We start from the raw sequence: 21,569 nt of genomic DNA, 5'->3' as shown, positions 1-21,569 counted from the left end.
AATTAAATAGCCTGAAGGATCTGCTGCATTACGCTTTCATATTTCTGGATAAAACGATTGAGCGCTTCAATAACCGAGTTATAACGAGAGCTGATATCATTCAACTCAGTGGTCTTCTGGCCGAGTTTGTCATTGAGAGGTTTGGCCCGATCGCCCACTGTGGTCGCAAAATTGCTCAGTGGATTGTTATCTTTTTCATATTTATAGGAATGATGAACGTTGCTCAGAGCACCGGTATCTTTCTTTGGTGAAGTCAGAAAATCTCTAGCCGAGAGGAATACCGGTTTGTCACTTTTAAGATCGCTCAGTTCATTTCTTAGCTTAGCGCGATATTGCTCACTGGTAATGCCCAGCTCTGAAGCTTCATAATCCACTATTTTATCAATATCACCATTACCGCTGACCAACATTGCCTCTTTTCTCTCGACAGCAATTTCTTTCAGCAGCTGGTACTGCGGGTTATATTGGCCATTGGCATCTTTCTTGGCAAAAGCCTCATGGCTGTTATAACCATAATGCTGGTAATCGAATATATTGGCGCCTTTCCTGCCGACTTCTACGGTACCGTTATGCTGCTGTGCGGTACTGATCTCCGTCTGTATGATTGAGTAGCTTCGCAACTCGGCAGTCAACTTGCCCACCTCGTGTTTGAGCGTATCCCGTTTGCTGCTGTGGCTGCCCATGGCATCGAGCATGGCTCCGATGACATCATCATCGATGCGATCGGGGGTCAGGGAAAAGTGGGTGGCAGCCAAGAACTCTCGCAGGGTAAATTTCGTCTTGCCAGCGGCGGCAGCCTCATTAATTAACTTATGAAGCTGCTCAAATCCGGCTTTTATCTGAAGATCATATTGTCCGCCCGGATTCTTCGAATCGGCAGGCATAAAATAGGCGAGTACTTTTTTCAACAGCATCTCATTTTCGGTGACGACCTTGTCGGCAAAAGGATTGCTGTCTATTTTCTTGTCGTAGGTGGCGGTAATGATTATTTTCTTCTCTTGAAGAAGTTTGACCAGTTTTTGCAGTTCCGATGAACCGCCACCTTGCAACTTATCCAGTTCGACCGAATCAAGCCCCGAGAGGAACAGTTGGGGATCTTTTTTGTACGAGCTAATTTCCATCGCTATATCCTATATGACCAAACCGCGCATCATGGCCGGGCGTCTGGGACGAGCCCCACTGTTTTTTTCCTGTGGGGAGTGTTGACGACGTCGATGCAGCTCCCCCAGCAACTCCTGCTCAGCCTGTGACTTTTGTGCCGCCGAACCTTCCGCAAACAACAAGTGGGTTATTTGTGGGCTGATACCAAGGGAATCCCACATTTCATTCAACAAGGCGGTGCGCTGCTCACTGTCTTTTATGGCCAGCTCCGCTTGCGCAATCGTTGCCTCATCGGTATTGCCCGAGCGTTCTTTCATCTTGCCTCCCATTTTAATTTTGCGTGCCGTCCCTTCCTATCAAGGGAGGTCGCTGTTTTGTTGTTTTCTCATGGATGTCAACGAGATAACTTTTGCAACATCGAGTGAAAACCAACCTGGCTGCGGCTCACTTGCCCCGGCCCAACGACGGTAAAAACGGGAAAGACGGTCACTGCTCAGGGGACTTTCCCCCAGCACACAGACATTGCCATACAGCACATAACCGTTCCCCAAGACGGAAAAGCCGGCTCGGGCCAAAAGATAAAGGGCGGCGAATGGATTACTGAGTCCTGCTCGTTCATGCACTCGCTCAATAAATACAATCCAGATACGCCGCTCTGACGCCTCGACACGCCAGGCAACCCGCAGCCCTGCATGCTCAAACACATGGCCAAGCGGGATAGGCGTTCTGCACAGGGTATGCACGGCGCAGGCAATCCCTCTTTCTGCAAACCAGGGCAGCAAGGGATCCTGCGTCATAGACCCACTCTCCCCAGCGGCTGAATATTGATCTGCTGAGTCAACTCCTGATAGGAGAGTACCGGCAGCGCATGGTAATCACCTTCGATGAGCTTGCGCACATAGCGGCGAATATCCATGGAGACGATGAGCACCGGTTTGTTCTGCATCTGGGTCAGGTCTCCTACCGTATGGCGCACCTGTTCCAGAAAGCTCTGGGTAATAGTGGGGTCGAGCGCCAGGTAACTGCCCGCGCTGGTTTGACGAACACCGCCACGGATCTGCTCCTCCACCTGCTGATCAAGCAGATAAGCAGGCAGAATGTTGTTGCCGTTGGCGTACTTGTAGCAGATGTAGCGTTTGAGGCTGCTGCGGATATATTCGGTGAGCTGCACCACATCCTTCTCCTTCTGACCCCATTCAACCATGGCCTCCAGAATCGCACGCATGTTGCGGATGGAGATGTCCTCCCCTACCAGCCGTTGCAATATTTCAGTCATCCGCTGTAACGGGATGATCCGCTGAGCCTCTTTCACCAGCTCTCCATAGCTCCCCTCCATCTGCTCCAGCAGATAGCGGGTCTCCTGAATACCGATAAAGTCCTCGGCATACTCACGCAGCACATGGGATAGGTGCCAGGTCACCACCTGATCGGGGGTCAGAGCAGCAAGGCGCATCTTCTCGATCCGCTCCTGATGCTCCTTGGCCACCCACAGGGTGGGCTGCCCCGGCAACAGCGGAGTGCCCTCTTCATAGGGGATCCCCAACAGCTCAAGCTGAGAGGCATTCTCCTGTACCAGCAGATAGCCTGGTCTTAGCAGGCCACGGGCTACTGGTACCTCCTGCAGCTGGATCAGATATTCACCGGCGCCCACACCTTCGTTGAATCGCAAGTGGATCCCAGGAAAAGGCACCCCCAGATCGAGGTAGAGAGCCCGCCTCACCCGCACCAACTCATCGTTGAGGGCTATCGCCTCCAGCTCAGCTTGCAGGGCGGCGTCCACATCGATCAGCAGAGGAACCGTCATGGCAAACTCTTCCTTTTCACCGAGCTTGCCGCGGGGTTTACCACCGGCCTTGGGTTTGCTGCGAGCCGCCGGGGCCCCTGCTCCCTGCGCCAGGACAGTGGGCAAATCCTGGTTGCTGGTCTGCGCGTTACGCTGGCGCAATCCGATAAAGTAGCCACCAGCGGTCACGACGGCGGCAAGGGTGAAGAAGGTCACCATCGGGAAGCCAGGGATCAGACCAAACAGCACCAGCAGCACACCACCGATCAGCATCGCCTTGGGCTGGGCCACCACCTGGGCACCGATGTCGGAACCGAGATCGGCCGACTCTTCGGAAGAAACCCGGGTCACGATAATGCCCGCCGTGATGGCGATAAGTAGCGCCGGCACCTGGGAGACCATGCCGTCCCCCACGGTCAGGATGGAGTAGAGCTGCAACGCATCGGCCGCCGACAACCCCTTCTGGGTCACCCCTATGGTGACGCCACCGAGTATGTTGACAAAGATGATGATGAGGCCCGCGATGGCGTCCCCCTTCACGAACTTCATGGCGCCATCCATGGAGCCAAACATCTGGCTCTCCTTCTCGATGACGCTGCGCCGCTCCCGCGCCTCATGAACGTCGATCACCCCGGCACGCATGTCGCCGTCGATACTCATCTGCTTGCCGGGCATGGCATCGAGGGAGAAGCGGGCGCTAACCTCCGCCACCCGCTCCGAGCCCTTGGTGATCACCAGAAACTGGACGATGGTGATGATGAGGAAGATGACGATCCCCACTACCAGATTGCCCCCTACCACGAAGTTGCCGAAGGTGTAGACGATCTGGCCGGCATCGGCCTGCAGCAGGATCATTCGGGTAGTACTCACCGAGAGGGCGAGCCGGAACAGGGTGGTGATCAGCAACACCGCCGGAAAGGCGGAGAACTGCAATGGTGAGTTGATATAGACCGCCATCATCAGCAGCACCACCGAGATGGTCATGTTGATGGCAATGAGAATATCGAGCGCCACCGGCGGCAACGGCAGTACCATCATAAAGACGATGGCAAGCAGCAATACCGCCAGCATGATGTCCTTGCGCTCGCCAATCCGGCGCAGCAGCTCAAGGGTGCGTTGATTCATTCTGCTCTTCCAGTTCGAGATAGTATTGATAGGCAAAACGGGCTTCATCGAGTCGCCCTGCCAGCTGGCAGGCTCGGCTGCGGCAGAGCCATAAAGCCTCGTCGGTCACGCCTTTTGAGACCAGATAATCGACATGAGCCAGTGCCTCCTCTCCTCTGCCCAGCTTGAGCAAGGCCACCAACAGCGTACGTCGCCCGCTCTCATGTCCCGGGTGGAGCTGCAGCAGTGCCGTCAGCAGGGTACGGGCACGATCAGGGTGGCCGTACTGCAAATGCAGCCAGCCGGTGAGCAACAACAGATCCTGTTGCTGTGACGAAAGGGGCATGGTCATACCTTGTGCAACAGATGAAGCGTCATCTGCATCAGTTGTTCATCTTCATGCATCTGTTCGAGCAATACCGACGCCGCTATGAGCTCGTCCGTTCCCCCCTCTTTCAAAAGGGCTCGCAACCCCTGCATCGCCAGGGTGAAATCCCGTGGCCGCAGCAAATCGTGAAAGCCGTGGGCGGGAGCGGCAAAATCCAGCAGTGCTCGTTCTGCCAGGCGTTCGGGATAGAGCCGGTTGATGTGAGGTTCGATGGACTGTCCATCAGGCAATAGAGCGTAGCGTCCGGGCAAGCTCTGCTCTTGCTCATCCAGAGTGAGGGCGCTGAGCTGCTCTATGCCGATATGGGCGGCAGTAATACGGCTCATCGTCTCCATCCCTTGCGAAAGAGCTCAGTGATCTCGTCAAAGCAGGCGATTGCTGGATGACAGGCTGTCGTGATCCAGCTCATGGTGCCAGGGCCTCTCGTTGCAGCTGCGTCAGGGTTCTCAGCGCCTGATGCAGCAGCGGCAGAGTAACCGCTCGCTCATCCAGCGTGACAAACAAAAGCAGTTGATCCTCACCCAGCCAACCACAACGCACTGGCAAGACGGGAGCCTGCGCCGCAGCGGTAAGGGTCATCGCATGGCGAATGGCATCCGCACTCTGATGCCACGGCACTCGGCAAGCCAACCAGAGAGTGAGCCGTCCCTGATGACGCTCCAGTTGCAACGTACCGCTCTGTTCCAGTTCCAGCTGGATCAGGTGGTGAGGGTGCTCTCCAATGGGAATGCCCAGATCCTGGCAAAACTGTACCAGCTGAGGTTCAATCCAGTTCATGACGGGTCTCCAGACAATTCATCCTCTTCCCGCTCGATGGCGTTATCGAGCGCCCCCTGACAACATTGCAACAGGTTTTGACGCTGCTCTTCCTCACTGAACAGCTCGATCGGCAACAAACGGATCAACCGCTTGAGCTCCTGATAGAGCTGCACCTGCTGCCGGGTATCCTCCAATTCCAGTGCAGTCCCGACCTGCTCTACATCCCGTACCGTTGCCCAGCGCTTCTCCACCAATGCAATCAGATCGCCCATCAGATCAGAAGGCCCGTATGCCATGGGCCGCCCCCTCCTTCACCCGCTGCCACAGTTCATCTACCTGAGCCGAGAGGGTATTGAGCAACCGCAGCTTGTGCATGTCGCTCATCACCCGTTCCAACTTGACCGGATCGAGCCAGCGCTGCTGTGAGTCCAGATCAGCACTGAGTGCCTTCATCATGAAACCGGTTACCTTTTCCAGAGAACCGTTGCCAAAACGATGGTGAATATCACGCCACGCACTGGAGAGGGCGCGATAGTCCTGCACCGCATCACGATAGAGGTCCCGCAGTGCCTGCTCACTCCCCACACCTTGCCTGGCAGCTTCGGCTGCCGGGCCCGTGATGCGCGCGCCAAGTACGATGGCAGTTCCCTGCTCATCAGCCAGTTTGGCCAGCGCCTGCTCAATGAGATTGAGGGTGCCCTGCATCTCGGGGCGTCCCGCCAGGGTTGTTCGCGCCTGGCAAAGCGCTTCAAACTGTTCGCTAACCTCACCGGAATAGCTCTCCAGGTAGGCCAGAAGTTGCGATAGATTGGCCAGTCGCCCGCTGCCAAGATGACTCACCATTTCCTTTATCTTCTGTTGGCGTTCAAGCTCGGGAACCTTGTCCAGGTACTCCCCCACCAGCGCCTCGATCTCGCTGATCCGGGCATGGCTGTCACTCAGCTTGCGCTTGGACAGGGATAATTCGGCTCGCTCGGAAAAGGCAAACGTGAGCTCTTCAGCCGCATCAGCCAGGGATTGGGATGCAGGCACCAGTACGACCCGCTCGCCCTGAAATTGCCCTCTCTGCAAAGCGGGTTGCCGGGACACCTCCTCTGCCGCGCGCCCTTCAGGCTGGGCGGCAGAGAGGTAGGGGTTGCTCTGGATAATGGCCATGGAAACTCCCGTGATGAATGGATTGACGAGGATTGCATTATAAAAATCACCGTTCCTCACCTATGCCAAAATCAGCCGTGAATTTTTAGCCCTCTCCCAACTGTTTTCTAAAAAGTCCCGACTCGCGCTGAAATCCAGCTCTGGCCGCCATCACTTATAGTGCTCACCGCTTTTACTGGTGTTGCTTCCTATGAATCTTTCCTTCGACCACATTGCAGGCCAACTGCGTCACGCCATTGACGACGCCCGGTTGATCCAGATCCGTGGCCGGGTCACCCAGGTGACCGGGACCCTGCTGAAAGCCGTGGTCCCCGGCGTTCGCATTGGCGAGTTGTGCCATCTGCGCAACCCGGACAACACCCTCTCCTTGCAAGCAGAAGTGATCGGATTTGCTCAGAATCAGGCGCTGCTCACCCCCCTTGGCGAGATGTTCGGCATCTCCTCCAACACCGAGGTGAGCCCTACCGGTGCCATGCATCAGGTCGGAGTGGGCGAGCATTTGCTGGGCCAGGTATTGGACGGGCTTGGCAATCCTTTTGCCGGCGGACACCTGCCAGAGCCAGCCGCCTGGTATCCGGTCTATCGGGATGCTCCTCCTCCCATGAGCCGAAAACGGATCGCTCAACCCATTTCGCTGGGCATTCGCACCATCGACGGTCTGCTGACCTGTGGCGAGGGACAGCGGATGGGGATCTTCGCCGCAGCCGGTGGCGGCAAGAGCACCCTGCTGGCTTCGCTTATTCGCAGCGCCGAAGTGGATGTCACCGTGCTTGCCCTCATCGGCGAACGTGGCCGGGAAGTGCGGGAGTTTATCGAGGCGGATCTGGGAGAAGAGGGGTTAAAAAAGGCCGTGCTGGTGGTGGCCACCTCTGATCGCCCCGCCATGGAGCGCGCCAAAGCCGGCTTTGTCGCCACTTCCATCGCTGAATACTTCCGGGATCAGGGCAAACGCGTGCTGCTGTTGATGGATTCCGTCACCCGCTTCGCCCGTGCCCAGCGCGAGATTGGCCTGGCCGCCGGTGAACCGCCAACCCGCCGCGGCTACCCGCCGTCGGTGTTTGCTGCCCTGCCCCGTCTGATGGAACGGGCAGGCCAGTCGGACAAAGGTTCCATCACCGCTCTTTATACCGTGCTGGTGGAAGGTGATGACATGACCGAACCGGTGGCCGATGAGACCCGCTCCATCCTCGATGGCCACATCATCCTCTCGCGCAAGCTGGCGGCCGCCAATCACTACCCGGCTATCGACGTACTGCGCTCCGCCAGTCGGGTCATGAACCAGATCATCGAGCCTGAGCATCAGGCACAGGCCGGTCGCCTGCGCAGCTGGCTGGCCAAGTACGAAGAGGTCGAACTGCTGCTGCAGATCGGCGAATACCAGAAGGGTCAAGACAAGGTGGCCGACGAGGCAATCGCCCGCATTGAAGCGATCCGCCAGTGGCTCAAACAAGGCACCCATGAGCCGAGCTCGCTGCCCGAGGCGCTCGCAACCCTGGAGGCGTTGACCCGATGATCAGCCGTCTGCAACAGATAAAACAGTTGCGGCTGGAGCGGGCCGAGCAGCAGCTCGCCGCCCAGCAGGCCAGATTGCAGCAGGCCCATGCCCGGCAACGAGAGGCGCAGCAGAAGTGCCTTGACTACCGTCAGTGGCGCCTCGTCGAAGAAGATCGTCTGTTTGCCCTCTGTCAGGCAGAGCCGCTTGATCGCAGAGGACTCAAAGAGTGGCAACAGCAGGTCGCTCTGCTGCGAGAACAAGAAGCCTACCTTGAACAACTGGCCGCCGAACAGGGCGAGCGGGTCGCCGAAGAACGCACCCGACTACAGGCATGCCAGCTAGCAGTGCATCGTGCCCGCCAGCAGCAGGAAAAGTTTGCCGAATTACACCGGCAGGAGCTGACAGCCCAGCAAGCCCTGCGCGACTACAACGAAGAGCAGGAACAGGAAGAGTTCCGCCAGCAGATCAGGATGTGACCAGAGATGAACCGACTCACCGCCCCCCGCGCTGATACCAAGATTGCTTGCGAGCAGCACAGCTTGCAACGCGAAGCGAACAAGGCTGATCCGGCGCAGCAGCAGCGCTTCGAGCAGGCCCTGCAGCTCGAGTCCGCATCACAGAAAGTGCGTGATCAAAAAAGAGTGCTAGGCAAACAGGAGCAAGAGCGTCGGTCAAAACCGGATGCCCCCCTGTCAAACAGCAAAGTGGCTAACAAGGAGTCGGAACTGGCAGAGAGGAAGCTGGCACGTCCAGCCCCACACGCCAAAGCCCCCTATGACAAACAGGAGGGAGGCGATTGGCAGGAATCCCAGTTGCTTCCTGCGATGTTGCCGCAGATACCCGAGGGCGTATTGGTACCAACTACTCAGCAAGAGCGCGAGACAGCACAAGCTGAGCAGTCCAGGAGAGTGCCTAGTGATATCACCAGCAGTCATGAGTTACTTGGCGCAGCCGAACCGGAGACTAGGGACGGAATTTATGAAAATGCAGCAGACCTGCCACTGACCGAGGTTTCCAACGAAATACTCAGCCGGCTACAGCTAAGCGACAGCAACAAACTGCAAGAGCCCGGCGAACTGGCCACTCGGCCTGAGGTCAGCGAACGGCTGCAAACAGAAGATGAACCTATTGAACTGGCACCGGTGGCCAGTGAGGAGGAGTTGCTTGCCAGAGAGAATTTTGCCGGCTCGGCCATCCGGGTTCCTCCTCTCGCGACCACGCCTGGAGACCTGCTGCTGGCCCGGGTAACGCCCAGTGTCAATCATCACGAACTGGGCCAGCTGATCAGCCGGCTGGCGGTGGATATGCACCTTGAACTGGATCGTCTGGATCGCCCCCCTCTGCTGCAACTCTCCCTGCCCGCGCTCGGGGAACTCACCATCCGCATCGAGCGTCATCAGGGCATGCTGCAGGTGGAGATGCTGGCCAGCGAACAGGGCTCCCAGCTACTCAATCAGGGTCGCAGTGAGCTTATCGATCGCCTGCAACGTCTCTACCCCGGTGAGCGAGTCGCCGTTGATCTCTTTACCCGGGGCGACAGCGAACAGGGGTCACGCCAGAAACGATCCATCTATGACGAATGGGATGCCGACGCATGACATCGATTGCCTTTACCTCCGCCTCACCGGCGGAGCTGGCCCTGCAACAGCGGCTCAGCCAGTGCCGCCACCACTATGGCTGGAGCGGCGGCGAGCTCATGCTCGCCATCGCATCGCAGCCGGCGTCCCTCGACTACCGCTTGCAACTGCAGTGGCAGGGGCTCTCCCTGCCGCTTTTGTGCCATGGCGCCGAACTGGCCCGCTGGCTTGCGCCGGACTTGCAGCAGGCAGCACTGTTCAGCCTGCCAGAATCGCTGCAACTGGCGCTGGTCGAGCGCCTTGGTCAACCTCTTGGCAACCTCAGCTGCTCGGCGTTGGCTCCGCTCACCACCAACGAAGCCGCCAGTCAGCCGGCACTGCAGCTGCTGCTCAAGCGGGAGGGGGCCACTCTCGCCTTTTGGCTTGCCGAACCAGGCCCGCTGTTTGGCAAGCTGCCCACTCGACCAAGCCAACAGCGCCTGGCGCTGCCCCTCACCCTCTCCTTGCAGTGGGGGGCAATGCGGGTCGCCATCAGTGAGCTTGAGACGCTGACCTGTGGCGATGTGTTGTTGCCACCACCTCACCCATTGCTCGGCCAGCAATTGCTGGTCTGCGTCGAGGGGCGACCCTTTGCCTACTGCCTTCCCCATCAACAACATCTGGAACTGACTGCCATGCACAACGCCGCCGATGACAATCTCGATGCCACCCAGCTGGATAACCTCCCCATCCAAGTTACCTTTGAAGTGGGCCGCCAGACGCTGGACTGGCACTCTCTGACCACCTTGCAACCGGGCTCACTCATCGATCTCGGCACCCCCATCGACGGCGAGGTACGCATCATCAGCAATGGCCATCAGCTCGGTAGCGGCAGACTGGTTGAGATCCAGGGGCGACTCGGTGTGCGGGTCGAGAGCCTCAAGAGCGAGCCAGCGTCATGATCCAGTTGCCAGACGAGCTAAACCTTATCGTCGGGCTGGCGCTGCTGGCGCTGCTCCCCTTTATTGCCGTGATGGCTACCTCCTTCGTCAAGCTGGCGGTGGTCTTCTCGCTGCTGCGCAACGCCCTGGGGGTACAGCAGATCCCCCCCAACATGGCGATGTACGGACTGGCCATCATCCTCAGCATCTATGTGATGGCCCCGGTCGGTTTCGCAACCCAGGATTACCTGCGCCAAAACGAGGTGTCGCTGGCCAAATCCGAATCGGTGGAGAAGTTTCTCGACGAGGGAATGGCCCCCTATCGCGCCTTCCTGAAAAAACAGATCAAGCCGCGGGAGCACGCCTTCTTCATCGACAGCACCAAACAGCTTTGGCCCAGCGAGTATGCCGATCGACTGGAATCCGACAGCCTGCTGATCCTGCTGCCTGCTTTTACCGTGAGCGAGTTGAGCCGGGCCTTCGAGATAGGGTTCCTGATTTATCTCCCCTTTATCGCCATCGACCTCATCATCTCCAACATTCTGCTGGCGATGGGGATGATGATGGTGTCCCCCATGACCATCTCGCTACCCTTCAAACTGCTGCTGTTTGTGCTGCTTGATGGCTGGGCCCGTCTCACCCACGGGCTGGTCATCAGTTACGGAGGCTAACATGAGTCACGCCGATATCCTCCACTTCACCAGCCAGACCCTCTGGCTGGTGCTGATCCTCTCCATGCCGCCGGTGTTGGTGGCAGCGCTGGTGGGGACGCTTGTCTCTTTATTGCAAGCCTTGACCCAGATCCAAGAACAAACACTGGGCTTCGTCGCCAAACTGATTGCCGTGGTGATCACCCTGTTTGCCACTACCGCCTGGCTTGGCAACGAACTCTACAGCTTTGCCGACATGGTGCTATTCAAGGTGCCTCAGATCCAATGAACCTGGATAGCCTGCAGGGCCAGATGCTGGCCTACACCCTGTTGCTGCCGCGCTTTATCAGCTGTTTCGTCATGTTGCCGGTACTGAGCAAACAGATGCTGGGGGGGGCGATGATCCGCAATGGCGTAATCTGTTCGCTGGCCCTCTTTGCCTACCCCATGGTGGCCGACACGTTGCCACCCACCATCACAGCTCTGGATCTTGCCCTGCTGGTAGCAAAGGAAGTACTGCTTGGCCTACTGATCGGCTTTGTGGCAGCTATCCCCTTCTGGGCTATCGAGGCAAGCGGCTTTCTCATCGACAACCAGCGTGGCGCCGCCATGGCCTCCATTTTCAACCCGAGTCTTGCCAGCCAAACCAGCCCGACCGGACTATTGCTGACCCAGACTCTTATCACCCTCTTCTTTGCCAGCGGTGCCTTTCTCGCCCTCCTTTCTGCTCTGTTTCAGAGCTATGCCAGCTGGCCTGTCGCACACTTCTTCCCCACTATCGGCGATCACTGGGTCAGCTTCTTCTACAGCCAGTTCAGCCAGATGCTGCTGCTTTGCGCTCTGCTGGCCGCACCGCTGCTTATCGCCATGTTTCTGGCTGAATTCGGGCTGGCACTCATCAGCCGCTTTGCCCCCTCCCTCAACGTCTTCGTACTGGCAATGCCGATCAAGAGCGCCGTTGCCAGTCTGCTGCTGGTTATCTACATCAAGTTGATGATGGACCACGCCTATAGGCAGGTGCTGGCGGTCATGGATCCGCTGCGACTGCTGATCCCCATTCTGGAGGCCCGATGAGCGGAGAGAAAACCGAGCTGCCCACCCCTAAAAAATTGCGAGACGCACGCAAGAAGGGTCAGGTGGTCAAAAGCAAGGAGGTGGTTTCCACCGCCATCATTCTGAGTCTTATCGGCATGTTGATGGCGATGTCCGATTACTATCTGGAACACCTGGGCAAATTGATGCTGATCCCGGAATCCCATCTCAACCTCCCTTTTACCCAGGCTCTCAACCATGTGCTGGAAAACCTGATGCAGGAGATGGCTTATCTATGCATCCCGCTGCTCGGAGTCTCGGTACTGGTGGTGCTCATCTCCCACTTTGCCCAGTACGGCTTTCTGCTGAGCGGCGAATCCATCAAACCGGACATCAAGAAGATCAACCCGGTGGAAGGGGCCAAGAAGATATTCTCCATCAAGAGCCTGATGGAGTTCGTCAAATCCCTGCTCAAGGTCACTCTGCTCAGCCTGCTGGTCTGGATCACCATCGAGGGCAACCTGCAGGCGTTGTTGCAGCTGCCAGGGTGCGGCATGAGCTGCATTCCTCCTGTGCTGGGAGGCATGCTGGGCCAGCTGATGGCGGTCTGCGCCATGGGCTTCGTGGTGATCGCCATCGCCGACTACGCCTTCGAACACTATCAGCACACCAAGCAGCTCAAGATGAGCAAGGACGAGGTAAAACGGGAATACAAAGAAATGGAAGGGAGTCCAGAGATCAAGAGCAAACGCCGTCAATTCCATCAAGAGCTGCAGTCGAGCAACATGCGTGCCGACGTGAAGCGTTCCTCGGTCATCGTCGCCAACCCGACCCATATTGCCATCGGCATCCGCTACGAGCGAGGGGAGACGCCCCTGCCTGTGGTGACTCTCAAATTCACCGATGCCCAAGCACTGCAGGTTCGCAAGATAGCCGAAGAGGAAGGTATCCCAGTGCTGCAGCGTATCCCATTGGCCCGTGCCCTCTATCGAGATGCGCTGATCAACAACTACATCCCTGCCGATCAGATCGAAGCGACCGCCGAGGTGCTGCGCTGGTTGGAACAGTGGCGTCAAAACGAAGGGCCGCAATGGTAACCGCCATCGGGTTATCTGCGCACCGCTTCATCTAAAAATACCCGGCTTCAATTTATATCCAGTTGGCCCCTGTTTTTGCGATCCTGTGCGCCAATCATCAACCACACGAAGAGATGGGTATGGAACTCAATTCCCGCTTGCCCCGACTGGCCAGACAACTGGATGCCTATCAACTCAATCAACTGTCTACCGACGAGTGGCGGCTGCTCGCAGCGGATAGACGCTCGCCAGCCGACACTCCAGACAGAGCATTGATGGCTAATTTATGGCCACAAGCAACGTCCGTTTTTGAAACCACCAGCCAGGAATTCCCATGACATTCGATGCCATGCTATCCGCCCTCTGCCGCCATCTTTACCTGCCTCCACACTATCAACATGCAGATGGACTGGACATCCCGGTGGGCCCCTTCACTCTTCATATCAGACAGCAGGATCGGCTGGTCACCCTGTTCATTCCATTGGGCGATATTCAGGCCACATCGCTCGCCAACATGGCTGATTGGCCAATACTCCAGCTCAGTAACACAGATGAACGTAATACCCTGCTCTGGGCTCGCGAGTGGCTCGACAAGCTCAACCAAGAAATCATGGTGGATTTGATTAGCCGCATGCTGCATCAGGCGCAAGCCTTGACACTGGACAGCCAACCGTCCACTACTTTGTCAGACAATCGACACTCTGCAGATCTTCATAGCTAAATGCCCTACAGGGAACTCATCCCGACAAGACTCCGGCTAAATGTTGAGCGGCCGGATAGCAAAAGCCCCCGGCAACCAGGTTGCCGGGGGCTTTTCTGAAGATGGCGGAGGAGGTGGGATTTGAACCCACGGATGGTCGCCCATCGCCGGTTTTCAAGACCGGTGCATTCAGCCGCTCTGCCACCCCTCCGAACGGCGTGCATACTACGTCAGCCCCTTGTTCATATGCAATACATATTTGATTTGGGATAGTAGGGGGCAACAGGCTGGGGTGGGGCTTGAAATCAGCGCTCGTCATCCCGACATTCAGTGCATACAATGCGTTAACGAGGCGGATTGCCGTCTCACCCCGGAAATCAAGAGGACACCCAAGATGGATACCCGTTCTATCTATACCGGCACCCAGAGTGCCGCGCGCGATACCAACAAGGTACTGCGCAACACCTATATGCTGCTCTCCCTCACTCTTGGCTTCTCTGCCGTGGTGGCCGGGGTAGCCACCGTGATGAACATGCCGCCCCTGCACTGGGCCATCTTCCTCATCGGCGTCTACGGTCTGATGTTCCTGACCGAGAAGAATCGCGAAAACGGCATGGGGCTGGTGTTTACCTTCGCCCTGACCGGTCTGCTGGGCTACAGCCTGGGCCCCATCATCAACATGTACATGAACAACGGCGGTGGCGAGATCGTGATGACCGCGCTCGGCGGCACCGCGCTCACCTTCTTCGGTCTGTCGGCCTATGCCCTGACCACCAAGCGTGACCTCTCCTTCATCGGCGGCATGCTGTTCGTCGGTTTCTGGGTACTGCTGGTGGCCATGATCGCCAACATCTTCCTGCAGATGAGCGCCCTGAGCCTGGCCCTGTCTGCCATGTTCATGCTGTTCTCCTCCGGTGCCATCTTGCTGACCACCCAGCAGATCGTGCGCGGCGGCGAGACCAACTACATCTCGGCCACCGTCACCCTGTACGTCTCTATCTACAACATCTTCCTGAGCCTGCTGAGTCTGCTCGGCGGCAACCGCAACTAATCAAACACCCCGCTTCGGCGGGGTTTTTATTGGCACCTGTTTCTGTCAGGATAAGTTGTAAATCAAGGATATGAAGCGAAGTGGCCCTGATCCAAATCAGGGCCGTTTCGTTGTTGACCGGTTATGCTCTGGTTTTCGTTTCGCTCAAGGGTTGCGCTCTCCCATGCCCATGGATTTCTCTGGCCTGTTGCGCCGTTTGCTGACTGACAGTCATATCTATTTCGCCCTCAAGGTACTGCTGGCCATCATGGGGCTGCTTGCCTTCACCCTGGCGACCGGCGACATCCAGCTCACCGTGCTGCTCTCCCTCGGGGTGGTGGCCGGCGCCATCGCCGAGACCGACGACAGTTTGTGGGGCCGGGTCAAGAACCTCGCCATGACCCTGCTCTGCTTCCTGTTCGCTTCCCTGTGCGTGCAGTACCTCTTCCCCACTCCCTGGCTGTTCGCCCTGGGGCTGGCGGGTTCCACCTTTATCTTCGTGATGGTGGGGGCGCTCGGTCAGCGCTACGCCACCATCAGCTTCGGCTCCCTGCTCATCGCCATCTACACCATGCTGGGGGCCGCCAAGGCGCCGGATCTCTTCTATCAGCCGCTGGCCCTCGGCGCCGGGGCACTCTGGTATGGCCTGGTATCGCTGGTCTGGCTCTGGCTGCTGCCCTACAAGACCCTGCACGAACAGCTGGCCCAGAGCTACTTTGCCCTCTCCCGCTATTTGCTGGAAAAATCCCGCTTCTTTCCGGCCGACGAGCACGGCGCCCAGGCCATTCGTCACAACCTGGCCCAGCTCAACATCAACCTGGTCAACGCCCTGACGCTCACCAAGTCGGCGCTCAACGCCCGTCTCAGCACCCGTCACCGGGCCTCCCCCGAGCTGGCCAGCCTGCTGCGCCTCTACCTGCTGGCGCTGGAGATCCACGAGCGGGCCACTTCCAGCCACTACCCCTACAGCAAGCTGGAGGCCGAACTCAAGCAGGGCATCGTGCTTGACGGCTTTCAGGAGGTGTTCCTGCAGCTCTCCGAGGCGTGTCAGCGGCTCGGCTACGCCATCCTGGTACACAAGCCCTATGCCCACAACAAGCGCATCCACTGGACGCTGGAGGCCCTCGGCGATCAGCTGGAGTTCACCCACCTCAAGCAGCACTACCCGAAAACCCTGCTGACGCCGATGAAGTTCCTGCGCCGCAATCTGGCCAGCATCAACCAGCTGCTGCAAAGCGCCGAGGAGCTGCAAAATCCCGAGCAGGCCCCGCAGAGCCTGCCGCCCCTGGCCCGCCCCGCCCGCCTGCCGCTGCTGACCCAGCTCAAACAGCATCTCACCCCCAACTCCATGGTGTTTCGCCATGCCCTGCGGCTGTCGCTCGGGCTGGTGGTGGGCTATGGCATCCTGCAGGCGTTCCACCTGGACAAGGGCTACTGGATCCTGCTGACCGTGCTGTTCGTCTGTCAGCCAAGCTACAGCGCCACCCGTCGCCGGCTGGTGCAGCGCATGCTCGGCACCTTCGCCGGCCTGCTGGTGGGGATCCCGGTGCTTTGGCTGTTCCCCGAATTGCACGTACAGCTGGTGGTGATGGGGCTGGCCGCCTTCCTGTTCTTCACCCAGGTGCGCAGCAACTACAGCGCCGCGGTCTGCTTCATCACCCTCTACGTGCTGATGGCGTTCAACCTGCTGGACGGCATCGGCTTCGCCATCCTGGGGCCGCGCATGCTCGATACCTTCCTCGGCTGCCTGCTCTCCTACGCCCTGGTGGCCTGGTTGTGGCCGGACTGGCAGTACAAGCGGCTGCCGACCCTGATCGCCAATTCGCTCTCGGCCAACGCCCGCTATCTCTCGGCGGTGCTCGCCAGCCTGCAGCAGCAGCGGGATGAGTCCATCGACTACCGGGTGGCGCGCAAGAGCGCCCATCTGGCAGACAGCGAGCTGGCCATGGCCTGGCAGAGCATGCTGGTGGAGCCGCAAAAGCGCCGTCGTTTTCTCGACCTCTGCTTCACCCTCACCTGGCGCAACCACGCCCTGCTCTCCTACATCTCGGCGCTGGGGGCCCATCGCGACAAGCTGGAGGCCATCGGCGAGCTGGACGAGATCAGCCGTCACCTGAGCCACACTCTGGAGCGGGCTGCCGGCCACCTGGCGGGAGAGATGCCGGAGCAGATCGAGGGGCAGTGCCCGGTCATCACCCCGGACAGCAGCGAGGAGCAGCTGATGCTGACCCAGCAGCTCAACCTCATCAGCCAGCTGGCGGATGAGTTGCTCACCCTGGCCAACGAGAGCCGGTTGCTCACCCGGGAACAAGGCGCTACCATGCCCGCCCAATCCTGACAGGCCACAAGGAGCCCACCATGTCCGAGCATCACCAGCTGGAATTCAACGGCCAACTCATCGAAACCGATGCCAAGGGTTATCTGCTCAACAGCAACGACTGGAGCGAGGCGCTGGCACTGGTACTGGCCGAGCAGGAAGGTATCGTGCTGGAGGAGCCGCACTGGGAAGTGGTGCGCTTCGTGCGCGCCTTCTATCTGGAGTTCAACACCTCCCCCGCCATCCGCGCCCTGGTCAAGGCGATGGAGAAGCAGTATGGCCCCGAAAAGGGCAACAGCCGCTACCTCTACAAGCTGTTCCCGGAAGGCCCCGCCAAGCAGGCCACCAAGATTGGCGGCCTGCCCAAACCGGTGAAATGCATCTAAAAAAATACCGCGCCCATCCAAGATGCAGCGCGGTATTTTTTTACCTTGTCGACCCTCTTAGGGGTTGTAAGCCACCACGGAACCACTCAAGCCGGTCATCTGGCCGATGCGGCTCTGCATGCCCTGCAGCTTGGCCTTGGAGACATCCGGCCCGATGAAGACCCGGTTGAGCTGACCCTGGACCGGCGTGCGCGGCGAGGTGTGCGCCGAGTAGCCCGCAGCCCGCAGCTTGCCCACCAGCGCATTGACGCTGTCGACGTTCTTGAAGGCGCCGAGCTGCAGGATCCAGCTGCCCTGGGCCGGCGCAGTAGCGGCAGGCGCCGGGGCTGTCGTCGTGGTCGGTTGTCCCATCTTGCTGGCGATGAGATCGTCCATCGACTTGATCTGGCCCGCCTGCGGCTTGTTCTCAACCGGTTTTTGCACCTCGACCGGCTTGGGCGGCACCACCTTGGGCTTGGGCTGCTCCACCGGTTTCTTGGCGATCACTTCAGGCTTGGGCTGGAGCTTGACCACAGGCGGAGTGACGGGCTGGGTCACCGGCTTGGCGGCCGGTTGCTGCACCGGCGGCTGGCCCTGCTTGGCCCCCAGGGTTACCGGCTCAGATACCTCTTCCACCTGCCACTGCTCGGCGGCAGAGGCCTGCTGCTGGCTGGCCAGGTGTTCCGCCGGCAAGGTGCTGGCGGCCGATACCTGCAAGGCGGGCTTGGCGGGCTCCAGCTCAGGGCGCAGCGGGATCTTGGCAAACGCCTCTTCCTTCTGCTCCAGCTTGTGGCCGTCCATCAAATCCGGCAGAAAAATGACAACCAGGGCCACCAGGATGACGGTGCCCACCAGACGGTTTTGAAACTTAGAGGCCAAGTTGAATCCTACCTTTACGTAACTCAATATGCGATTTGGCTCCCCGCCAGAGGGCCGGGGAGCCGGGGTGTGGCCTAGACGGCGACACCCGCCAGAATGTCGGCAACAGTGTAAAACGAACCAAACACAATGACCATATCATCAGGACTCGATGCGGCCAACGCGGCAGCATAGGCCTGCCCCACGCTGTCAAAGGTGGTCGCCGGCCCCCGCTCGCTGCCAAGGGCGGCCGCCAGCTGGGCCGAGCTCGCCGCCCGCGGGCCGGTCAGGCTGGCCAGATACCATTTGCCGATGAGACCATCGAGCTCGGCAAGCGAGCCCGCCATGTCCTTGTCCTTGAGCATGCCGACCACGGCGCGGCGCACGCCGGTGCAGGGCATCTTGCGCAGCTGGGCTGCCAGGTAGGCGGCTGAATGGGGATTGTGGGCCACATCGACGATGACCAGCGGCGCGCTTTGCAGTTGCTGCATCCGCCCGGCCAGCCGGGCATTGGCCAGCCCTTGCCGAATAGCCTCTTCCGGCAGCGGCAGGCCGAGGGACTCCAGCGCCGCCAGAACTGTGACCGCGTTCATCAGCGGCAGGGCCGGTTTGGACAGGTCGCGCCACTGATGAAGGCCGTGATAATCCCAGCCGGTGGCGTGCTCATCGCCATGAAAATCAATGCCGACCTGACGCAGGCAAGCACCGAGGTGGGCAGCCTCGCTGGCGATGGTGACGGGCGGATTGGGCTCACCGCTGATGGCGGGTTTGCCGGCGCGATACACCCCCGCCTTCTCCACCGCCACTGCCTCGCGGGTATCCCCGAGCCAGTCGCAGTGATCGAGCGCAATGGAGGTGATCATGGCGACATCGGATTCCACCACATTGGTGGCATCGAGCCGGCCGCCCAGCCCCACTTCCAGCAGCAGCACATCCGGCGCGGCACGCCGGAACAGCCACAAGCCCGCCAGGGTGGCGAACTCGAAGAAGGTAAGGGCAATCTCGCCGCGGGCCGCTTCCACCTCGGCAAAGGCGATGCAGTGATCGCTGTCGGCCAGTTCGGCCCCGTTGATCCGCACCCGCTCGGTGAAGCGCAGCAGATGGGGGGAGGAGTAGACGCCGACCTGATAACCGGCTTCCATCAGTATGCTGGCCGCCATGGCACAGCTGGAGCCCTTGCCGTTGGTGCCCGCCACCGTGATCACCTTGAACGGCAGTTGGGTAAGACCCATGCGGCGGGCCACGGCGCCGACCCGATCCAGCCCCATGTCGATGTTGACCGGGTGGATCTGCTCCAAATAAGAAAGCCAGTCGACCAGCGACCGGCTTTGGGATTGTTGCATGTTGGAACTCATCTTCACTCTTCGATGACGTGAGTATTCAGCATTTTGGCGAGCAGGCTGGCCAGACGGTTACGCATCTCGCGGCGATCGATGATGAGGTCGATGGCGCCCTTCTCCAGCAGGAACTCGGAGCGCTGGAAGCCTTCCGGCAGCTTCTCGCGCACGGTCTGCTCGATGACGCGCGGACCGGCAAAGCCGATCAGTGCCTTGGGCTCGCCCACGTTGATGTCACCCAGCATGGCCAGACTGGCGGAGACGCCACCCATGGTGGGGTCGGTCAGCACGGAGATATAGGGCAGACCAGCCTTGGAGAGGCGGTCCAGCGCCGCACTGGTCTTGGCCATCTGCATCAGGGAGAACAGCGCTTCCTGCATGCGGGCACCACCCGAGGTGGAGAAACAGACCAGACCGCGACCTTCCTTGATGCTCTCCTCGACGGCGCGCACGAAGCGGGCACCCACCACGGAGGACATGGAGCCACCGATGAAGGAGAACTCGAATGAACAGGCGACGACCGGCACCCCCTTGAGGGTCCCCTTCATCACCACCAGCGCATCTTTTTCTCCCGTCTCTTTCTGGGCGGCAGACAAACGATCCTTGTAGCGCTTGGAATCCTTGAATTTCAAGACATCCTGCGGCTCCAGCTCGGCACCGATCTCGGTGCGGCCCTGCTCGTCGAGAAAACTCTCGAGACGGGCACGGGCGCTGATGCGCATATGATGATCACACTTGGGGCACACTTCGAGATTGCGCTCCAACTCTGCCCGGTAGAGCACCTGTTCACAAGCACTGCACTTGGTCCACACCCCTTCCGGAATGTTGTGACGACGAGGTGTAGTGATCTTGCTCTTGGGAAGGATCTTCTCAAGCCAGCTCATGGAATTCCTTAATGCTTTTGTGCCTGACAAAACGCATCGAGCCTAGATTGTTCAATGACTTAATAGCTCGATGGCAATAAATGACGGATCATTAAACCACAAATTTTCGGGGCCAGTTACTAAAAACTGGTCGTACCCGGTGCCGAGTCCGGCAGCCACAACGGGCCCAGCGGCATCTGCGGCAACCCCAGTTCTGCCGGGTAATCCACGTCCACCAGATAGAGTCCCCCCGCCTTGGCAGTCGGGCCCGCCAGGTTGCGATCCTTTGCCGCCAGCACCTCGGCAATCCACTCCACCGGCTGGAGCCCCTGCCCCACCAGCAGCAGGGAGCCGGTGATGTTGCGCACCATGTGGTGCAGGAAGGCGTTGGCCTTGATGTCGAGCACGATGTAGGGGCCGGAGCGGCTGACACAGAGGTGGGTCACATTGCGCCAGGGGGTGTTGGACTGGCAGGCGACGGCCCGGAAGGTGCTGAAGTCGTGCTCTCCGAGCAGGCTCTGGCCCGCCTGGTGCATCAGATCGGCATCGATGGTTTCGTGGTAGTGACTGACGCCACTGCCGAGAATGGCCGGCCGGAAGTTGTGGTTGTAGATGACGTAGCGGTAGCGACGGGCGGTGGCGCTGAAGCGGGCATGAAACCCCTCGTCCACCTGCTTGACCCAGCGCACGGCGATGTCCGGTGGCAGGTTGGAGTTGAGACCCAGGGTCCAGGCCCCTTCGGCGCGATTTGCATCGGTATCGAAGTGGATCACCTGGCCGGTGGCGTGGACACCAGCATCGGTGCGCCCTGCGCACTGGATGGAGACAGGGTGATTGGCGATCCGGCTGAGGGCCTTCTCCAGCTCCTCCTGTACGCTGATCACTTCGCGCTGACGCTGCCAGCCGAAATACCGGCTGCCGTCGTATTCAATACCTAGGGCAATTCGCATGGATAAACTTGTCTTCTGATGAAAAGGGCGGTGAACGAAACGGGGCGGATTATACGCGTCTCGCCTCAAAAATCCCAAATAGCCGCGCCCAGGCCGGACCAGACGCCCA

Annotated in this window: 26 protein-coding genes and 1 tRNA gene; 13 read left to right on the top strand and 14 right to left on the bottom strand. The window is 59.2% G+C overall.

What is annotated here, in order from left to right; all coding sequences use genetic code 11:
• Positions 1 to 2 precede the first annotated feature (2 nt).
• The 9 genes from C2U40_RS07390 to sctW all read right to left on the bottom strand — a co-directional run bounded on the left by C2U40_RS07390 (position 3) and on the right by sctW (position 6,290).
• Positions 3 to 1,121: a virulence-associated V antigen gene (locus C2U40_RS07390; RefSeq protein ID WP_103828117.1), complete on the bottom strand. Its 1,119-nt coding sequence runs from the start codon at positions 1,119 to 1,121 to the stop codon at positions 3 to 5.
• Between the two features lie 9 nt (positions 1,122 to 1,130).
• Entirely contained in the window at positions 1,131 to 1,418 is a 288-nt protein-coding gene (locus C2U40_RS07385; RefSeq protein WP_158656432.1) for an LcrG family type III secretion system chaperone, read from the bottom strand.
• A gap of 39 nt (positions 1,419 to 1,457) precedes the next feature.
• Positions 1,458 to 1,898 carry an LcrR family type III secretion system chaperone gene (locus C2U40_RS07380; RefSeq protein WP_103828119.1) on the bottom strand — a complete coding sequence of 147 codons (441 nt, stop codon included), beginning with the start codon at positions 1,896 to 1,898 and terminating at the stop codon, positions 1,458 to 1,460.
• Positions 1,895 to 4,057 carry a SctV family type III secretion system export apparatus subunit AscV gene (ascV, locus tag C2U40_RS07375; protein ID WP_275945684.1) on the bottom strand — a complete coding sequence of 721 codons (2,163 nt, stop codon included), beginning with the start codon at positions 4,055 to 4,057 and terminating at the stop codon, positions 1,895 to 1,897. Before ascV ends, C2U40_RS07380 begins: the two co-directional genes overlap by 4 nt.
• The gene (gene ascY, locus C2U40_RS07370; RefSeq protein WP_103828120.1) at positions 3,990 to 4,334 is read right to left on the bottom strand and encodes a type III secretion system chaperone AscY; all 345 of its coding nucleotides are present in this window, start codon (positions 4,332 to 4,334) and stop codon (positions 3,990 to 3,992) included. The genes ascV and ascY overlap by 68 nt, the downstream gene beginning before the upstream one ends.
• Positions 4,335 to 4,336: 2 nt before the next feature.
• Complete coding sequence (ascX, locus tag C2U40_RS07365; RefSeq protein ID WP_103828121.1) at positions 4,337 to 4,702, bottom strand: type III secretion system protein AscX; 366 nt, start codon at positions 4,700 to 4,702, stop codon at positions 4,337 to 4,339.
• 79 nt (positions 4,703 to 4,781) lie between these two features.
• Complete coding sequence (acr2, locus tag C2U40_RS07360) at positions 4,782 to 5,153, bottom strand: SycN family type III secretion system chaperone Acr2 (protein WP_103828122.1); 372 nt, start codon at positions 5,151 to 5,153, stop codon at positions 4,782 to 4,784.
• Positions 5,150 to 5,431 (bottom strand): TyeA family type III secretion system gatekeeper subunit, encoded by a 282-nt coding sequence (locus C2U40_RS07355; RefSeq protein WP_029300169.1) that lies wholly within the window; start codon positions 5,429 to 5,431, stop codon positions 5,150 to 5,152. Before C2U40_RS07355 ends, acr2 begins: the two co-directional genes overlap by 4 nt.
• Entirely contained in the window at positions 5,412 to 6,290 is an 879-nt protein-coding gene (gene sctW / locus C2U40_RS07350) for a type III secretion system gatekeeper subunit SctW (RefSeq protein ID WP_017408018.1), read from the bottom strand. Before sctW ends, C2U40_RS07355 begins: the two co-directional genes overlap by 20 nt.
• A gap of 190 nt (positions 6,291 to 6,480) precedes the next feature.
• Here sctW and ascN point away from each other — a divergent pair, with 190 nt between their 5' ends.
• From ascN to C2U40_RS07305, 10 genes are all read left to right on the top strand, one after another.
• On the top strand, positions 6,481 to 7,803 hold the full coding sequence (ascN, locus tag C2U40_RS07345) for a SctN family type III secretion system ATPase AscN (protein ID WP_103828123.1): 1,323 nt from the start codon (positions 6,481 to 6,483) through the stop codon (positions 7,801 to 7,803).
• The gene (gene sctO, locus C2U40_RS07340) at positions 7,800 to 8,261 is read left to right on the top strand and encodes a type III secretion system stalk subunit SctO (protein ID WP_103828124.1); all 462 of its coding nucleotides are present in this window, start codon (positions 7,800 to 7,802) and stop codon (positions 8,259 to 8,261) included. Before ascN ends, sctO begins: the two co-directional genes overlap by 4 nt.
• Positions 8,262 to 8,267: 6 nt before the next feature.
• On the top strand, positions 8,268 to 9,383 hold the full coding sequence (locus C2U40_RS07335; protein ID WP_103828125.1) for a type III secretion system needle length determinant: 1,116 nt from the start codon (positions 8,268 to 8,270) through the stop codon (positions 9,381 to 9,383).
• Positions 9,380 to 10,303 (top strand): type III secretion system cytoplasmic ring protein SctQ, encoded by a 924-nt coding sequence (gene sctQ / locus C2U40_RS07330; protein ID WP_103828126.1) that lies wholly within the window; start codon positions 9,380 to 9,382, stop codon positions 10,301 to 10,303. Before C2U40_RS07335 ends, sctQ begins: the two co-directional genes overlap by 4 nt.
• Positions 10,300 to 10,953: a SctR family type III secretion system export apparatus subunit AscR gene (gene ascR / locus C2U40_RS07325; protein WP_017408013.1), complete on the top strand. Its 654-nt coding sequence runs from the start codon at positions 10,300 to 10,302 to the stop codon at positions 10,951 to 10,953. The genes sctQ and ascR overlap by 4 nt, the downstream gene beginning before the upstream one ends.
• 1 nt (position 10,954) lies before the next feature.
• Complete coding sequence (gene ascS / locus C2U40_RS07320) at positions 10,955 to 11,221, top strand: SctS family type III secretion system export apparatus subunit AscS (RefSeq protein WP_017408012.1); 267 nt, start codon at positions 10,955 to 10,957, stop codon at positions 11,219 to 11,221.
• Entirely contained in the window at positions 11,218 to 12,006 is a 789-nt protein-coding gene (sctT, locus tag C2U40_RS07315; protein WP_029300156.1) for a type III secretion system export apparatus subunit SctT, read from the top strand. The genes ascS and sctT overlap by 4 nt, the downstream gene beginning before the upstream one ends.
• The gene (gene ascU / locus C2U40_RS07310) at positions 12,003 to 13,061 is read left to right on the top strand and encodes a SctU family type III secretion system export apparatus subunit AscU (protein ID WP_039213268.1); all 1,059 of its coding nucleotides are present in this window, start codon (positions 12,003 to 12,005) and stop codon (positions 13,059 to 13,061) included. Before sctT ends, ascU begins: the two co-directional genes overlap by 4 nt.
• 119 nt (positions 13,062 to 13,180) lie before the next feature.
• Complete coding sequence (locus tag C2U40_RS26015; RefSeq protein ID WP_141742635.1) at positions 13,181 to 13,378, top strand: hypothetical protein; 198 nt, start codon at positions 13,181 to 13,183, stop codon at positions 13,376 to 13,378.
• Positions 13,375 to 13,761, top strand: a complete 387-nt coding sequence (locus C2U40_RS07305; RefSeq protein WP_103828127.1) for a hypothetical protein — start codon at positions 13,375 to 13,377, stop codon at positions 13,759 to 13,761. Before C2U40_RS26015 ends, C2U40_RS07305 begins: the two co-directional genes overlap by 4 nt.
• Positions 13,762 to 13,863: 102 nt before the next feature.
• Here the strand turns inward: C2U40_RS07305 and C2U40_RS07300 are convergent.
• A tRNA-Ser gene (locus C2U40_RS07300) sits at positions 13,864 to 13,951 on the bottom strand.
• A gap of 183 nt (positions 13,952 to 14,134) precedes the next feature.
• Between C2U40_RS07300 and C2U40_RS07295 the strand changes: the two genes are divergently transcribed.
• The 3 genes from C2U40_RS07295 (at position 14,135) to C2U40_RS07285 (ending at position 17,473) form a co-directional block, all read left to right on the top strand.
• Complete coding sequence (locus C2U40_RS07295; RefSeq protein ID WP_016351136.1) at positions 14,135 to 14,791, top strand: Bax inhibitor-1/YccA family protein; 657 nt, start codon at positions 14,135 to 14,137, stop codon at positions 14,789 to 14,791.
• A 163-nt stretch (positions 14,792 to 14,954) separates the two neighbouring features.
• Positions 14,955 to 17,108: a YccS family putative transporter gene (gene yccS / locus C2U40_RS07290; protein ID WP_011706489.1), complete on the top strand. Its 2,154-nt coding sequence runs from the start codon at positions 14,955 to 14,957 to the stop codon at positions 17,106 to 17,108.
• Positions 17,109 to 17,128: 20 nt separating this feature from the next.
• Positions 17,129 to 17,473, top strand: coding sequence for a TusE/DsrC/DsvC family sulfur relay protein (locus C2U40_RS07285; RefSeq protein ID WP_011706490.1), 345 nt, complete (start codon positions 17,129 to 17,131; stop codon positions 17,471 to 17,473).
• A gap of 57 nt (positions 17,474 to 17,530) precedes the next feature.
• Here C2U40_RS07285 and dedD read toward each other — a convergent pair whose 3' ends face one another.
• The 4 genes from dedD to truA form a co-directional block, all read right to left on the bottom strand.
• Positions 17,531 to 18,331: a cell division protein DedD gene (dedD, locus tag C2U40_RS07280; RefSeq protein WP_103828128.1), complete on the bottom strand. Its 801-nt coding sequence runs from the start codon at positions 18,329 to 18,331 to the stop codon at positions 17,531 to 17,533.
• Between the two features lie 74 nt (positions 18,332 to 18,405).
• Entirely contained in the window at positions 18,406 to 19,665 is a 1,260-nt protein-coding gene (folC, locus tag C2U40_RS07275) for a bifunctional tetrahydrofolate synthase/dihydrofolate synthase (RefSeq protein WP_181014836.1), read from the bottom strand.
• A 2-nt stretch (positions 19,666 to 19,667) separates the two neighbouring features.
• Entirely contained in the window at positions 19,668 to 20,531 is an 864-nt protein-coding gene (gene accD / locus C2U40_RS07270) for an acetyl-CoA carboxylase, carboxyltransferase subunit beta (RefSeq protein WP_011706493.1), read from the bottom strand.
• A gap of 119 nt (positions 20,532 to 20,650) precedes the next feature.
• Positions 20,651 to 21,460, bottom strand: coding sequence for a tRNA pseudouridine(38-40) synthase TruA (gene truA / locus C2U40_RS07265; protein ID WP_103828129.1), 810 nt, complete (start codon positions 21,458 to 21,460; stop codon positions 20,651 to 20,653).
• Between the last annotated feature and the right edge of the window lie 109 nt (positions 21,461 to 21,569).

Origin of the sequence: Aeromonas sp. ASNIH4 (genome assembly GCF_002934425.1) — a bacterium.
GTDB lineage: Bacteria > Pseudomonadota > Gammaproteobacteria > Enterobacterales > Aeromonadaceae > Aeromonas > Aeromonas hydrophila.
This window is presented reverse-complemented; position numbering and strand designations above follow the sequence as displayed.